This is a genomic window from Paraglaciecola sp. QJM3NY_14 (assembly GCF_056173245.1).
The window spans coordinates 1,646,831-1,662,815 of record NZ_CM149664.1 but is presented as its reverse complement, the minus strand read 5'-3'; the positions used below and the strand labels follow the sequence as shown (position 1 = coordinate 1,662,815).

At 45.9% G+C, this 15,985-nt stretch carries 12 protein-coding genes; 4 read left to right on the top strand and 8 right to left on the bottom strand.

Annotated elements, in window-relative coordinates:
• Positions 1–159: 159 nt before the first annotated feature.
• The 5 genes from cydC to AC0VYA_RS07045 form a co-directional block, all read right to left on the bottom strand.
• Entirely contained in the window at positions 160–2,034 is a 1,875-nt protein-coding gene (cydC, locus tag AC0VYA_RS07065; RefSeq protein ID WP_475490522.1) for a thiol reductant ABC exporter subunit CydC, read from the bottom strand.
• Positions 2,027–3,814, bottom strand: a complete 1,788-nt coding sequence (cydD, locus tag AC0VYA_RS07060; protein WP_475490521.1) for a thiol reductant ABC exporter subunit CydD — start codon at positions 3,812–3,814, stop codon at positions 2,027–2,029. The genes cydC and cydD overlap by 8 nt, the downstream gene beginning before the upstream one ends.
• Positions 3,804–3,956 carry a cytochrome bd-I oxidase subunit CydX gene (gene cydX, locus AC0VYA_RS07055; protein WP_006992518.1) on the bottom strand — a complete coding sequence of 51 codons (153 nt, stop codon included), beginning with the start codon at positions 3,954–3,956 and terminating at the stop codon, positions 3,804–3,806. The genes cydD and cydX overlap by 11 nt, the downstream gene beginning before the upstream one ends.
• A gap of 71 nt (positions 3,957–4,027) precedes the next feature.
• Complete coding sequence (gene cydB / locus AC0VYA_RS07050) at positions 4,028–5,167, bottom strand: cytochrome d ubiquinol oxidase subunit II (protein WP_475490520.1); 1,140 nt, start codon at positions 5,165–5,167, stop codon at positions 4,028–4,030.
• Positions 5,164–6,750, bottom strand: a complete 1,587-nt coding sequence (locus AC0VYA_RS07045) for a cytochrome ubiquinol oxidase subunit I (protein ID WP_473479508.1) — start codon at positions 6,748–6,750, stop codon at positions 5,164–5,166. The genes cydB and AC0VYA_RS07045 overlap by 4 nt, the downstream gene beginning before the upstream one ends.
• 382 nt (positions 6,751–7,132) lie before the next feature.
• On the opposite strand from AC0VYA_RS07045, the gene AC0VYA_RS07040 reads away from it, so the two are divergent.
• Positions 7,133–7,762, top strand: coding sequence for a LysE family translocator (locus tag AC0VYA_RS07040; protein WP_011574290.1), 630 nt, complete (start codon positions 7,133–7,135; stop codon positions 7,760–7,762).
• Positions 7,763–7,812: 50 nt separating this feature from the next.
• On the opposite strand, the gene AC0VYA_RS07035 is transcribed toward AC0VYA_RS07040, so the two are convergent.
• On the bottom strand, positions 7,813–8,160 hold the full coding sequence (locus tag AC0VYA_RS07035; protein ID WP_475490519.1) for a VOC family protein: 348 nt from the start codon (positions 8,158–8,160) through the stop codon (positions 7,813–7,815).
• Positions 8,161–8,247: 87 nt separating this feature from the next.
• Positions 8,248–10,632, bottom strand: coding sequence for a multiheme c-type cytochrome (locus tag AC0VYA_RS07030; protein WP_475490518.1), 2,385 nt, complete (start codon positions 10,630–10,632; stop codon positions 8,248–8,250).
• Positions 10,633–11,168: 536 nt separating this feature from the next.
• Here AC0VYA_RS07030 and maiA point away from each other — a divergent pair.
• Both maiA and AC0VYA_RS07020 read left to right on the top strand, forming a co-directional pair.
• On the top strand, positions 11,169–11,822 hold the full coding sequence (gene maiA, locus AC0VYA_RS07025) for a maleylacetoacetate isomerase (protein ID WP_475490517.1): 654 nt from the start codon (positions 11,169–11,171) through the stop codon (positions 11,820–11,822).
• Between the two features lie 181 nt (positions 11,823–12,003).
• A complete protein-coding gene (locus AC0VYA_RS07020) occupies positions 12,004–12,936 on the top strand; it encodes a 2-hydroxyacid dehydrogenase (RefSeq protein ID WP_475490516.1) in 933 nt (310 codons plus the stop codon).
• Positions 12,937–13,339: 403 nt separating this feature from the next.
• Here AC0VYA_RS07020 and AC0VYA_RS07015 read toward each other — a convergent pair whose 3' ends face one another.
• Entirely contained in the window at positions 13,340–14,266 is a 927-nt protein-coding gene (locus AC0VYA_RS07015) for a bestrophin family protein (RefSeq protein ID WP_475490515.1), read from the bottom strand.
• 288 nt (positions 14,267–14,554) lie between these two features.
• On the opposite strand from AC0VYA_RS07015, the gene AC0VYA_RS07010 reads away from it, so the two are divergent.
• Complete coding sequence (locus AC0VYA_RS07010; protein ID WP_475490514.1) at positions 14,555–15,862, top strand: short-chain fatty acid transporter; 1,308 nt, start codon at positions 14,555–14,557, stop codon at positions 15,860–15,862.
• The last annotated feature ends 123 nt before the right edge of the window (positions 15,863–15,985 follow it).

Here is a 15,985-nt window from a genome sequence, read left to right as displayed (position 1 = left end):
TTGAAAATGGCGTTAATACTTTAAGCATGTGCTTGAACAAAGCTCTTGAATAAAGCTCTTTAGATAAGCTTTTTAGAAAAGCTCTTCAGCAAAATCCTCTTCAAGAAATTGAACACTTTCACCCTGTCTCAGGTCAGCGAATGGGATTAATTCACATGACTAAATGCGCGTGATTAACTCTTTATATTGCTGATGCTCTGCCAATAGCACTTGGTGGGTGCCCTCCCCTTTAAGCTGGCCATTTTCTAACCATATGATCTTGTCCATATTGCACAACAGCGCTGGATCGTGCGTGATACACAGCACCGTACTCTCATTCATCGCCCCCATGATAGCTTTCATAACGGCTTGCTTAGATTGGTTATCGAGGCCTTCTGTGGGTTCATCTAACACCAATAATGCGGGGCGACGCAATAACAACTGTGCAATCGCCAAGCGGCGAGATTGGCCTTGTGAAATTCGTCTACCTGCACTGCCTAATCGCGTATTTAATTTATTTGGCAGAGTGAACACCCAGTCTCCCAACTGTGCTTGCTCACAGGCATGTAGCATTTGCTCGTGGGTGGCATCAGGCGCGGCGTAGCGCAAATTATCTGCGATGGTGCCATCGAAAATGTGATGTTGCTGGGCGAGGATCGCGATGAGTTTGGTGCGTTGCGCAAAGGTGAGCCCTTTAATGGCATATTCTTTATCAATTTGCCCGTTGGCATCGTGCGTAACGCAAATACTGCCGTGCTGCTCAGGCCATAAGCCACTTAGCAAATTAACCAAAGTCGACTTACCGCTACCGCTTGGGCCAACAAGCGCCACGTTTTGGCCCGGGTTAATCGACAGACTAATATTCTCTAGTGCAAAATGTTGGTTGCCCGTCGAGGGTTTAATGGAAAGGTTCCCGGTAAATGGATCACTATCATACTGATAACTGACATTTTTCAGTTTTAATCCGAGGCCTTTTGTTACGCTGGGGGCCTGATGTACCTGTTGATTTAGCTGCAGTATCGGCTCAGGTTGCTTATCTTGTCCTTTGCTAGTTGTCGTGTTGGTACTCGAATTCAATGTATTTTGGGTTTTGGCTAACACGTCTTGCAAGGCAAAAATACGCCCAGCGGCACTTAAGGCTACAGGGAGTTGAATAAAGGCATTTGGCAAAGTCAGCACAGTTTCAAAACTGGCTAAAACAAATAATGACAGCATAGCTAAATGCACGTTTTCTATTTGCTGTGTGAATACCAGAGGCACCAGCACGCAAACACTTGCAAGCATGGCTAGCTGCACAACGATTAAGCTCACCCCATCACTGTCAGCGAGTGCCGCGTGTCGCTTATCCAGCAAATCATTGTAGTTTTGCTGTATTGCGTTACATTTTGCTAATTGGCTGTCGGTTGCTTGATATAAGGCCAACTCCCGTTGCCCTGTTAACATATCAGATAAGGCGTCACGAAGCTGCGCTGAGCGCTCAGTCTGCTGCGCTGCAGTGCGACTAAGCTTGGCACTGAGCAACACAGGTAACCCCACCCCCACTAACAACAGTGCACCTAAGCAGACTAACGCCACTTGTGGATTAAAACCGGCGATTATCCAAATTACAATCGGTACGCATACCAATGCCACCAGCATTGGCAGCAACACATTGAGATAAAATTTGTCGAGGGCATCCACATCGTTTTGCATACGATTAAACAAATCAGCACTGCGATTCATGGCCAGCTGTTGATTATTCAACTGACTTAGCGTGGCAAACACGCTGACGCGAATTTCACTCAGCAGTAGAAAGGTCGCGTTATGTGTAACAAGGCGCTCCCCATAACGAGATGCCGTGCGCACAATGGCTAAAAAGCGAATAATGCCAGCGGGTGTAAAATAATTCATTTGTGCTGCGGCTAATCCAGCAGCCGCCATGGACGCTAAAAACCAGCCGGAAATAGCAAGCAACCCCACGTTCGCCAATACGGTCAATACCGTTAGAAAAACACCCAATAACATCGCCCCTATATGGGGCCGACATAGGCGTAATAAACGATTGAAATTATGCATAAGCACCTGCCTGATTATCGCTATTTAGCAATTGCTTAAACGGCCCATTCTGCTGGCTCAATGTCTGATAATTGCCTTGTTGCACTACGCGCCCAGCTTCAAGCAACAAAATTGATTCTGCTTGTTGTAAGGTACTTAGTCGATGAGCAATCACCAGTACCAAATGTGTTTTAGCGTGTTCATTGATGGCCCGCTGTACGTCTCGCTCAGTGGCGCTATCTAAATGCGCGGTAGGTTCGTCAAGTATTAAAAGGGGGGCGTCTTTTAAAAAAGCCCGCGCCAGTGCGATACGCTGTTTTTGCCCGCCAGATACCCCCTCACCTTGTTCGCCTAAAAGGGTGTCGAAACCATCCGGCAAGGATTCGATGAATGCCAGCGCGCCTGCTTTTTCAGCCGCCAACGAAACCTCTGCTTGTGTTGCATCAGGCTTACCTAACATGATGTTCTCTTTAATGCTGGCGTAGAATAATGTCGGTTGTTGGGGGATCCACGCGATCTCCCTTTGCCACGTAGGAATATCTGCAGCGCTAAGTGGGCCATTGCCCGCATCAATACAAGAGATGATTTGAGGATAAAAGCCGAGTAAACAGTCGAATAAAGTACTTTTACCAGCCCCACTTGCTCCGACAAAAGCCACCATGCCTGTTGCCGGTAAAGCCAAGCTAATATCGTGAACCCCTTCATCGCTGTCAGGGTAAGTAAAGCTCAGCCCAGAGACAGTAATAGAGCCGTTAATAAGGCTGTTATCTAGCGCACTGGATGCAGGCTCACTCGTCACTTGCGATTCGTTATTAGGGGTTTGCAGTATTTCTAACATATCGCCCGCGGCGCTTATCCCTTCAAGACGAGCGTGATAATGGTTCCCCAGTTTACGCAAAGGTAAATAGAACTCAGGGGCGAGTAACAACACCACAAAGCCGGTGGCGAAGTCCAGCGTGCCAAAAAACAAACGAAAGCCAATCAGTACAGCAACCAGAGCCACACTGATCGTGGCTAAAAATTCTAATGCAAACGAAGACAGAAAGGCGATTTTCAATACACTTAAGGTCGCATGGCGAAAATCATCTGATATTTTAGCAATCTGCTTTAATTCCCGTTTGGTCGCATCAAACAGCTTCAATTGCGTTAAGCCGCGAATGCGGTCAAAAAAGTAATTTCCAAGTACCGCTAATTGCTGCCATCGGTCTTGATTAAGTTGCTCTGCTTTATGCCCAACCAAAATCATGAAAAAAGGAATGAGCGGCGCGGTAAACAAAAATATTAATCCTGCTTGCCAGTCGGTGGGAAATATCACCACTAAAATAGCCAAAGGGATCAGGGCGCTATACGCCACGCTAGGCAAATAGTTAGCGTAGTAATCGTGCAGTGCTTCTACCCCATCATGTAGAGTATTAAGCATCGCACCGTGGCCTTTTCGATCGGTAAAATTTGGCCCGAGTTGCGCTATTTTTTCCAAAAGATTGGCGCGCATCTTAGATTTAATATTGCGTGCAGCTTGAGCACTTAAACGTTGGCTTAGGGCCAAAAACAAGCCCCGAACAAGGATCAATCCCCCTAAAGCCCAAAGAAAATGGCTAACGGCGTTTAAGTCGGCCCCTTCAAACATTACTAGGTGAATGCTTTGTGCGAGTAAGTAGGCACTAGCTATCATCAGTAAGGCATTAACAGTACCCAGGGCGATACTGAATCGAAGTAAGCCCGCTGCGGATGCAGACTCGCGCTTTAAAAAACCGCGCAACAGCATTTGCTGAGCGCGGTCTGGACGGGCTTTAGTTGTCACGTTCTTTTTGCAGCCTCTCGTACAACTCTTTTTCATCGTCCGCTATGCTGTCTTTGTTTTGCTGAAATTCGTACCACATCACGTTAATGACGCCCAGTGTGCAGGCCAATAGCACGCCTAAAATCCACGCAAAATACCACATAAAAACTCTCCTAATATCAGGTGTCAGCACTTAATAGGATGACACCTGCAAATTATTCAACTAACCCGCGCTTAGTAGCTACCATGGGTGTTATTTTCAATTTCATGCACGGTCACCCTGCGCCACATCTTCACGTAACACCAAGTGGTGTACGCCAGAATCAATGGTACAAAAATAGCCGCTGCCACAAACATAACGTTCAACGTCATATGGCTCGAAACCGCATCCCACATGGTTAAACTCACGTTAGGGTTGTTGCTTGAGGGCATAACGAATGGGAACAACGATGCTCCTGCCGTCATAATAACGCCCACTAACATCAAGCTAGAAGACACTAAACCAAGCGCAGGTTTACCCACTTTTGAGAAGAACCAAGCAAGCGCTGCCATCCCCATCCCCAGTGCAGGGAAAATTAACGTTAGTGGCATTGCGCTGTAGTTGTCTAACCACGCTCCTGGCGCTGAGGTAACCACTTTAGCAATAGGATTAGCGTAACTTTGCGTATCAGGCATGCTGACAATTTGGTACCCGTCCATGTTGGCTACCCAGAAGCCTGCGATAGCAAAGAGCACCATAAATATGATTAAGGCGTATCGTCCGTATTGGCCTGAGCGCTTGGCGACATCGCTGTCGGTACGTAGCTGCAACCACATGCCCGCATGGCCCATTAACATAGTAATGCTAACTAAGCCGGCCAAGATGCCAAATGGATTAAGCAAACCGATGAACGAACCTTGGTAACTAGCACGCAGCAGGTTGTCGATATTAAAAGGCACCCCTAAAAACAGATTGCCAAAAGCAACACCGAAAACCAACGCTGGAATGGCACTGCCGGCGAATAGCGCCCAGTCCCAATTATTACGCCAGCGGTACGTATCAATTTTACTCCGGTAATCAAAGGCTAGTGGGCGAAAGAATAACGCGAACAAGACCAGTAGCATTGCGAAGTAAAAACCCGAGAAGGCAGCGGCATACACCATGGGCCAAGCCGCAAATAATGCACCACCAGCGGTAATGAACCACACTTGGTTGCCATCCCAATGCGCGCCGATGGTATTAATAACCGTTCTGCGTTCGCTGTCCGTTTTACCTACTAGGCGCAGCAGCATAGCCACACCCATATCCATGCCATCGGTTACCGCGAAGCCAATTAACAGAATGCCAATGATCAACCACCACAATAATTTCAACGTCTCGTAATCAAAAATCATGATTGCGCTCCTTGTTCTTCAGCCGGTTCTTGGTAAATCTTTTCAAAATGATATTTATTGGTGTGCAATGAGCTCGGCCCTTGCTTAACAAATCTCAGCATTAACCAACCTTCGACGATTGCCAAGCCGGTATAAAAGATGACAAACCCAGCAATACTCATGATCAAGTCGTTTGTGGTCAATGACGAGGTTGCCAAGAACGTGGGTAAAATCTCTGAAATTGCCCAAGGTTGTCTGCCGTATTCTGCGACCACCCAGCCGAATTCAATGGCTATCCATGGCAGTGGAATACTGAATACCGCCGCCCACAATAACCAACGTTTCTGTTCGATAACCCGGTGCGCGTTATAGTAAAAAGCCAGTACAAATACGACGAGCATAGCCACACCACAGGCCACCATGATTCTAAATGACCAAAACATCGGGCCCACTTTAGGGAAGGAGTCTTTCACCGCTTGTTGAATATTTTCTTCCGTGGCATCAACCACATTTGGCGTGTAACGCTTGAGCAATAAGCCATAACCCAAATCGGCTTTTAGCTCATCAAACGTGGCGATGTTTTCAGGTGTGTCTTGACCATTTCTAAGTTTATCGAGGTACTCATAAGCCAGCATGCCGTTACGAATGCGTTTTTCATGGTTTTTCTCTAAATCGCTTATCCCCTCCACTTCTTCATCTAGTGAGCGCGTAGCAATGATGCCTAACGCATAGGGTATTTTAATAGCAGCATGAGTCACTTGCTCTTCTGAATCAGGGAAGCCAAACATGGTAAACGCCGCTGGTGCTTCTTCTGTGTGCCACTCAGCTTCGATAGTCGCCAGTTTCACTTTTTGTACTTCACCTACTTCGTAACCAGACTCATCACCTAGTAAAATAACACACAATATTGACGCCAAGCCGAAGCCACTTGCCACCGAGAATGAACGTTTGGCAAAAGAAACATCACGTCCTTTTAGAATGTAATAACTGCTGATCCCAAGCACAAACATTGACGCAGCAACATAACCGGCGGAAACAGTATGAATAAACTTAACCTGCGCCACGGGATTAAACACCAGCTCAGCAAAGCTAGTCATTTCCATACGCATGGTTTGATAGTTAAATTCCGCGCCGACGGGGTTTTGCATCCAACCGTTGGCAATCAAAATCCACAATGCAGATAGATTAGTGCCTACCGCCATTAAGAACGTTACGCCTAAGTGTTGACGGCGCGTTAGTCTGTCCCAGCCTAAAAAGAACATACCTACAAAGGTAGATTCTAAAAAGAAAGCCATTAAGCCCTCTATCGCCAATGGCGCACCAAACACGTCACCTACATAATGTGAGTAGTACGACCAATTGGTGCCGAACTCAAACTCCATAGTTAGCCCAGTGGCAACCCCTATGGCAAAGTTGATTCCGAATAGCTTGCCCCAAAACTTAGTCATGTCGCGATAAATTTGTCGGCCGGTCATAACAAAAACCGACTCCATGATGACCAAAATCCACGTCATACCCAGTGTTAGAGGCACAAATAAAAAATGAAACAGTGCGGTGATCGCAAACTGTAACCTCGATAGATCCACAAAGGTTTCATCTATCATATTTAAGGGCTCCTAATGTGGTCGCTCATGCGACGCATTGCAAATCTGAATGTGGGTGTATTAAACTTTTACTTCTAAAGTTTCAGTAATTACTGAAACTTTGTGAACTTTACTCCTGTTGAACATTTTTTGTCAATAGGAGCGTTATATTATATTTATCTAATATTCATGTAATTGACGTGTATCAGGAATACCTAAAAATACAGCTGAAACATGCGCTACAGCTCAGTTCACTGTGCTGGTAAATGATTCCTTTTCATCGTACATTACGCGCTCTGAACGCTGTTACTTTCAGATACTTCCAGTAACATCGACTCATAAGACAATACGAACGTTACCCACTATATAGATTAACGTCACAGCAAAACAGTTGGGAGTGCCCATGGATATTCACGCCTATTTTATTTTTCTGACCACGACCATAATCGTGTGTATGTCGCCTGGGCCTGCGGTGATCACCATTGCTTCTCAGGGGGCTCGCCATGGAGCGAAAAAAGCCATATTCGGTGTAACGGGTGTGGCCAGCGCCAACGTGGTGTATTTTTTGTTATCAGCGACGGGCATTGCTTCACTATTGGTGGCGTCAAACTTCGTTTTTTCGATAATCAAATGGGTAGGTGTGGCTTACTTGGTGTACTTAGGCGTAAATGCCATTGTGAGTAAAAGCGGCGGCTTGAGGGTTAATCAAAGTGCCAGTTCAAATGCCAAAGGTATCGCATTGTTTAGTCAGGGCTTTATCGTGGAGCTCGCCAACCCCAAAGCATTATTATATTTTTTGGCGTTACTTCCCCAGTTTATCGATATTGAAAAACCCATATTGTTGCAATTATTCATTATGGGCGCGTCGTGTTTAGTGGTCGATTTATTGTCGTACACTATGTACGCCTGCATCGGCCAAAAACTGTCTAGCGGCGCGGTTAAAGCGTCAGTGGTTAATATGATCAATAAATCTGCGGGTGGCTTTTTACTGTTTGCAGGGATTAAAATGGCATCCGTCAGCTCGAATATGTAATCGAGTATAGATTTGGGCTGTGCAGTTTGTGCTCTACAGGAAAATAAACCTTAAACGCTTAATTCGGTGATGTGCCATAACTCACCAGCTGGCCCCCATAAATAAATCACCTTGCCCCAGGGCACTTGTTTGATGGGCTCATGCTTAACGGCTAGTTCGCCCATGTTCTGAATTTGCTCATATACAGCGTTGATGTCTTTTACGATAAGTTGCATCATTAAATTCTCAGCAAACGTTTGATTATAAACGTTCTGCAAAAAGAACGTGCACTCGCCACAACTGAATATGCATAACTGCTCATTAACGGGCTCTTTAATAAACCCCAAAGCCTGATAAAATGCTTGCGATACCGCGAAGTCTTTACAAGGAATAAATAACCGCACGTCAGTAGGTTGCATAAAAATCCTTCCTCAATTTCTTTGCTTAACTAGCGCCTAATTAAGCATTCGATTTATGCGCTAAATACTAGCCGCGCGCTTGTATAATTATGGTTGCAACGCGCGCAACATAGACTGATATTGCTGCGCTTTATCGGTTTGGCCCGTTTTATTTGAATAGCTGACAAGCGCACTTAACACGTCAGTATCAGCTGGCCAGCGCTGATGGGCCTGCTCTAACTCTTTGATAGCAACTGCCGTTTGCCCTTGATGGTCAAGCGCCACCGAGTAAACATAAGCAAAAGACGGCAAAGCTTCATCACTGTGTGCTGATATTTTCAAGTTCGCCAAGGCTTGCCCATATTGCTTCTGGCGAATTTTGAACAAACCTAGCGCATGATTGGCTTGGGCGTTATTTGGCTCAATCTGTAACGCTTCTTGCAAATAACGCGCGCCCTTTGTGTCTTGGCCTTGTTGACGGTAAAACTCAGACACCTGAATTAACACCGGAATATAGCTACGCTCTATTCTATACGCGGTTAAATACGCTTGCTCCGCTCCTGCTAAATCCCCCAAGTTGCTAGCCAAATGACCAAGGGCTAATTGGGTAATGGGTGAGTCTGCGTTTATCGCAAGCATATCCCGGTATTCATTTAACAGTGGCATCAATTTGGCTTTATCTGAGCGTGTCAACTGACCCACGCTTTCCACTAGCGTTCTTGCCATTTCAAAGCGGACTGATTTACTCGGTTCATCGAGTTTCTGACTTAGTACCTGCCAACGTGCTTGTGGCCCTAGAATATTCAACGACTCAACAGCAGCGCGGCGCAATAATGCATTGTCGCTTTCGAGGTTTTCAAGAGCGATATTTACCCCCTCTTGTGAGCGATACTGACTCAGATCAGCTAATAAAGAAGCTCGGCGTAAATAACTGTACTCAGGGTTTTGAATATAAGTGATAGCCTCGCTTAAGCCCTGAGGGGCCAAATTCTGCACATGCTCACGAGTCACTTTCCATTCATTTGCCTTCGAATTACTCCCCCATAACTTGTGACTTGTTTCTCGCCAATGCTTGTCGTCTTTATCATGACAAGCTAAGCAGGATTGAGGCTCACTTGCCGCATTGTCAAAACTCAAATCTGGGATCAAAAAGCTGTGGTCTCGCCTGTCATCCACACCCATGTAAGTTTTTTCAGGCATGTGGCAGTTTACGCACATGGCCCCCTCTGTTTGCGGCGTATGGTGATGATGCTCTGGGCTATTGAAGGTTTCAGCTTGATGGCATTGTAAGCACAAACCGTTACCTTGAATTTTCACTTTCCCCGTGTGGGCATTATGACAGTTCGAGCAAGTCACTCCCGCATGTTGCATCTTACTTTGCATAAACGAACCGGCCACAAACACCTCTTCATTGATGCTGCCATTAGCGTGATAAAACGGCGCACGGATCCACTCTAACCGGTTGTCATCCACAAAGCTTTGCTGAGGCTGATTAGCACTGTGGGTAATGGCATTTTTACCATGGGTGTCTTTGTCATTTTGTTTTTTGTAATTTTGCTTGTTGACTGAGAAAGGGTGTGACAAAGGAGTACGCAATGAATGACAGCGAGCACACACATTAACTTCGCTGTTGTTCGGTTTGCCATCAGCATGGGCAATCGGATTGTTGGCGCTAAACGCAAAGTTTTTCACCGCGGGTAAAAGTTGGCTGAAGCCAGAATGGTCTTTGCTCAAACTATCGCTTTTAGCCAACTTGATATGCTGACCAGCCGGGCCATGGCAGCTTTCGCAGGCCACATTCACCTCACTAAACTGCGTATCAAAAGCATTCGTTTTAGGTTCAAAATTGCGTTTGAGATCGGTTGTGTGACAATCCGCACAGCGACTATTCCAGTTTTGAAAATGACGCTGCCAGAAAAATGGATGTTCAGGAGTGATTTTTTCAATGGGTTGTAAGTGATACCAGCGCTGACCACCTTCCTCTTCACTACGACTGTCCCAAGCAATGTTAAACGCCTGTAGCTTGCCCTCGCCTACGTCAATTAAATATTGCTGCAACGGGTAGAAACCAAACGTATAAGGCACATCAAAAGTTTCGATCTTGTTTTGCTTATTGGTTGTCGTGATTTTGTACTCGCCATTTTCAATAAAAAAGCGCGTTGCTATATCATGAAATCTCACTTCGATATCGCCGAAATCCCCCAGTACAGTGTCTTTGCTTGCCGTTTGCATGGCTTTAAAGTGATCAGACTGCTGCCATTGGTCATACTCACTTTGGTGACACCCCTGACATGCTTGCGCCCCAGCGTATTGAGATGGGTCGATTTTAAAGGCTATTTGACTCGCTGCAGCAACCGCTATTTGGTTAACTTGATTCAAAGATACTTGGGTAGATAGCGAACCCTTGTCCATATCTGCAGCTTGGCTGTTAACAGTGAGCAAGGCAGACCAAAAAAAAGTGAATAATAAGGCACATGTTTTTATCTTTTTCATGTGTGTTATATCTGCCGCGCACCACTTCATCACATTCAACTGCTTATATCCTCGTCAAAAATTACTGGTCTTATTTCACTTGGGCTCATGCTTGGCCCAATCGCTCTCTTTGGTACATGGCTAATTTGTAAGTAACTGATTTATCACCGATTGGAATGAATCCAAAAATACAACTTACCAATAACCTAAAGAGTTTCGATTTAGGAGGGGGCGCATTACGGGCGCCTCAGTCTCATAAGAAACATAAGTTTACACTTAGCGCATTAACGCACTGAGTTAAATACACTATTTGATTATGAGTTTGTTGTGATCAGCTTACTAAAAAATTAGATTAAAACACAACTCACCTACTGATGACTAAAACTTCGCGTCTTAGTGAATAACACTGCTTGGCAACTCAGATGAGTCTGGGAGAAAAACTGATTTATTTACCGCTATGATGCCGGCAACGATCTTCGGTTAGACGTAGGCTGGGACGACAAGCAAGGCCGCTAAATAAGCCGAGGTTTACGATTTAAAACACTGGAAAATAAGACATGAAATTGTATAGCTACTTTCGCTCTTCCGCAGCATACCGTGTGCGTATTGCTCTTAATCTAAAAGGTATTGACTATCAGTTGGTAGCGATAAATTTACTTAAAGGCGAGCACCTAGGTGAAACGTATAAAGCCATGCAGCCACAAGGGCTTGTGCCTTGTATGCAACTTGAAAGCGGCGAAGTTCTTGCTCAATCAGGGGCGATACTCGCGTACATCGAGGCCAAGTATCCGCAATATCCCTTAATGCCCGAAGACCTAATGGAAGCCGTCAAAATACGCAGCTTAATAGACATGATCGCTTGTGACATTCACCCAGTGAATAATTTACGGGTACTGAAGTACCTCAGTAATGAGTTAACCATCGAAGATGAGCAAAAACAGCTATGGTATCGCCACTGGATTGAGCAAGGTTTTGAAGCCATTGAACGCATGCTCGCAGCAGACAATTCGCCATCGACATCGCCTGCTTTCGCTATGGGGGATCAGGTGACTATGGTGGACGTCTATTTAGTGCCACAAGTATACAACGCCCTGCGATTCAAAGTAGACATGCAGCCCTACCCTAGAATAATGCGTGCCTATCAAGCGTGTAACAACCTAGACGCCTTTATCCAAGCCGCGCCAGAAAACCAACCAGACAGCACTTTGTAGGCTAAGGTTGCGTCACGGGTAATAGATAATCAGTGTCGCATTATGGGTGTTGCGAGTGTTGCGGTTGTGGTGTTAGGGGTAAGACACCTACCTAAAACAAATCGCCTTCAGCGAATATCAATTTTACCTCACTCAAGTTAGGATACCGTCACACAACGAATAAACAACGAGGCAAATTTTCATGACAACCCATGTGCTTTTTCGCGGGCCACTATCACGTAACGACACTTGGCAGGCACTCTTTGCTGATGCCCTGCCGAGCGTGGCTTGGCACCACTGGCCGCATGTGGAAAATAAAGACGCTATTGAGTTGATGATAGTGTGGAAATTGCCACGTGATTACCAACAAGACTATCCCAATTTGAAAGTCATATTCTCAGTTGGGGCGGGCGTCGACCAACTCGACTTAGCTAGCGTGCCTGAGCATATTCAGGTGGTACGTATGCTTGACCCAGGTATTGCCAAAGGCATGAGCGAGTTTATTGCTATGCATGTGCTGAATATTCATCGAGATACCTTCGCCTATATCAACGCGAATAAAGTCGGCTCGTGGCGACCAATGCCCACGGTGGCTAATAAGCAAAGACGCGTCGGTATTTTGGGCTTAGGTAACTTAGGCCAAGCTGCAGCACAAACCGTTTTACAACTGGGGTTTAGTGTCAATGGCTGGAGCCGCCGCCCGAAACAAGTTGAGCAGGTGACGTGTTTTAGTGGCGATGCTGAATTAGAGTCGTTTTTAGCCCAGACGGATATTTTAGTGTGCTTAGTGCCGCTTACACCAGAAACACGAGGCATACTCAATGCTACAACCCTAAGCCAGCTCCCCAAAGGGGCCAGCGTGATTAATGTAGGGCGCGGCGAACAGTTAGTGCCAGATGATTTAATGACTTTGCTCGATGCCCAGCATTTAGCCTACGCTGTACTTGATGTGTTTGAGATTGAGCCCCTACCTGAAACACATCCACTTTGGCAACACGCTCAGGTTTTAGTGACCCCACATATCGCTGCTATCACTCAAGATGACAGCGCAGGTCAAGTCCTCGTCAGCAATGTGCAGCGTTACATCAATAAACAAGCTCTCATTGGCCTAGTGGATAGGGACCGCGGTTACTGAAAACGGTGAACCACATTTACTTTTGTACTAGGGCCAATCGATTTCCGACATGACCCCAGCTAGCACTGCTCCCAATCCTGTGCGTTGATCTGGCGAAGCTGTTTCAACTCTACACATGAAGCAGCACAAGCTAATCTACCAACATTGACACTATGGGTGCCAAAAATAAGCCCTGCAATCAAACCGTATACTCGAAATGGTTTTGCGATATATAGCGAAAGTGAGCGCTTTTTTAATATGGCAGCAGACACATTTTAAGCGTCTCACTTAGCCTGCTTACTGTACAGGCGATTAAAAAGGGCGCGAGCCTGTCTTAACTAGCGTATTTCTAAATAAATAAGCAACCAAAAAATACCAATAAAAATTGCGTTCACGCTGTCTTTAGCTTTGAAGTCTAACGCACCTAGGCTAGGCGGTGATTTTCTGCTTCGATAGGCTCAGGCAATGGCTTTTCCCCTAATATATCCAGCAGATTGATTTCTATCGTGCGAGAAATAGCATGCAAAGGCAGATGATTGGCAGACAGGCCAAAAGGCGCGGCCAACTCTTCGCTTAATGCATCTAAACCAAAAAAGGTGTAGGCAATAATGGCACTGAACAAAGGCGTGACTAATCCTTGGGAGGCCACAATACCAAAAGGTAAAATAAAGCAGTACAAATAGGCTGTGCGCTGCACCAGTAACATATACGCAAATGGCAACGGCGTGGTCTGAATGCGCTCACATGCCGCCTGTACTTCAGCCATTGCAGTAATGTGCTCATTTAAGCTCGCTTGCAAAATGTCTGACAACAAGCCTTGCTCCCGGCACTGCCTAATTTTTAGCGCGATCATACGTAATATCGCATCCGGCAAACTGTTTGCTTGGCGCAGACATACTGTGTCTTGCTCGGTGACATACTGTTGTATATCGGGCCATGGGTCAGTCTGGCGAAGCTGGTGTCGTAGCGCATGAGAAAACGCTATGCTGAGCTTGATGGTATATTCTTGCGCCTCGATGCCCGCTTTTTCACTGCTATCAATGTAGGACATCAATTGACGGGATAAACTACGAGACGCCACCACTAACTGCCCCCACTGTTTACGCCCCTCCCACCAGCGGTCGTAACTGGCATTGTTACGAAAACCAAGAAACAACGACAACGCCACACCAAACAAAGCCACAGGCGCAAGGGTAAAATCTGGGAATATTTTAGGATAGAAATGTTGCGCTACAGCAACTGCCACACCCAGCAAGGTGATAAATAGAATTTTCCCGTAAATAAGCGGTAAAACCGACCCACGCAAAATAAAAAACAACCGAAACGAGTGAGGGGTATCGCGAACTATCATAAGAGTCTCGAGCTAGATATTATAAATGCCTTAAGCTGGGTATTATAAAGAAAAAGTGCCAATGTGTTTGTTAATAGATTGAATCATTAGATTTGCACATATCTAGCCTGCTCCTGAGCCAGAGGCAGCGCCTGAAGCAGCACCTGAATCAAGAACATAAGCAAATCGACATATGACGCCTTGTCTCCCGTTCTGTCACTGACTTTCTAGCCGCAATACCAAGGCATATACATTGACTTAAAATGCGCTAACATACCTTCTGTTATCAATATGTTATAGGCGTTCTTTATGCTTAACCATGTCGCGAAGCCCTTTACAAAACTAGTAGAGCGCTATCTGCCCGATCCCTATATTTTTGTGCTTATCTTGACGCTAGTCACAATCGGCGCTGCGGTTATTTTTGAACAGCAACCTGTCTTAAGCGTTATTACCCAATGGGGTGATGGATTTTGGGGGCTATTGAGCTTTTCTATGCAAATGTTATTGGTATTAGTCAGCGGTTTTATGTTGGCTAATACGCCATTAATGAAGAACCTATTAGGCCGCCTGGCAACGCTGGGAAATACCCCGGGTAAAGCTATTATTTTAGTGACCCTGGTATCACTCACCGCCAGTTGGATCAATTGGGGGTTTGGTTTAGTCATAGGAGCATTGTTTGCTAAAGCCCTCGCCCGTCAGACCCATGTAGATTATCGCCTATTAGTGGCCAGTGCTTATTCTGGGTTTGTGGTGTGGCATGGCGGATTAGCAGGCTCAATTCCACTGACCATTGCCACGCCTGGCCACTTCAGTGAGGACCAAATCGGCGTGTTCACTACAGGCAGCACTATATTCAGCAGCTTTAATCTGACCCTGCTTGGGATTTTGTTTATCGTCGTGCCTCTGGTTAATCGCCTGATGATGCCCTCTGCTGACGAGAGCATTATTGTCAGTCCAGATAAACTGCATGACGACCCTATGCCAAGCGCCGAAAATACTCGGCCAGCAGATAAACTTGAGAACAGTAAGCTGTTAGCGGTGTTAGTCGGCTTTGTGGGTATCGCCTACCTAGTGAGTTACTTTGCTCAAGGCGGCGGCCTGAATCTGAATATCGTGAACAGCCTCTTCTTGTTTTTAGCCATCGTCTTACACGGCACCCCTAAACGTTTGCTGCACAGTCTTCAACAGGCCGTGCACGGTGGGAGTGGCATTATTATTCAGTTTCCGTTTTACGCGGGAATTATGGCGGTCATGGTGCAATCTGGATTAGCACAAAGTTTATCCCAATGGCTTATCAGCTTTGCTAGCGCCGAGTCACTCCCCGTATGGAGCTTCATCAGTGCGGGTATCGTCAATATTTTTGTGCCATCAGGCGGTGGGCAATGGGCGGTACAAGCGCCTGTTATTCTGCCTGCTGCCGCAGAATTAGGCGCAGACGTGAGCCGCGTGGCGATGGCAGTGGCGTGGGGCGATGCGTGGACAAACTTAATCCAACCATTTTGGGCTTTGCCCGTGCTAGCCATTGCTGGGCTAAAGGCCAAAGATATTATGGGATTTTGCTTAGTTCAACTTATCGTCACCGGTATTATTATTTCGCTAGTATTGCGCTTTGTGTAATAGACAAAAATAAAAACACCAGTCATTCCATTGTCACTAACCGCTAGAAATAGACTGCGCAAATCACACTACATATTTTAATGTAAGTGCGACGCTGAGGTAGTATTTCGGCCTCTAAATCGA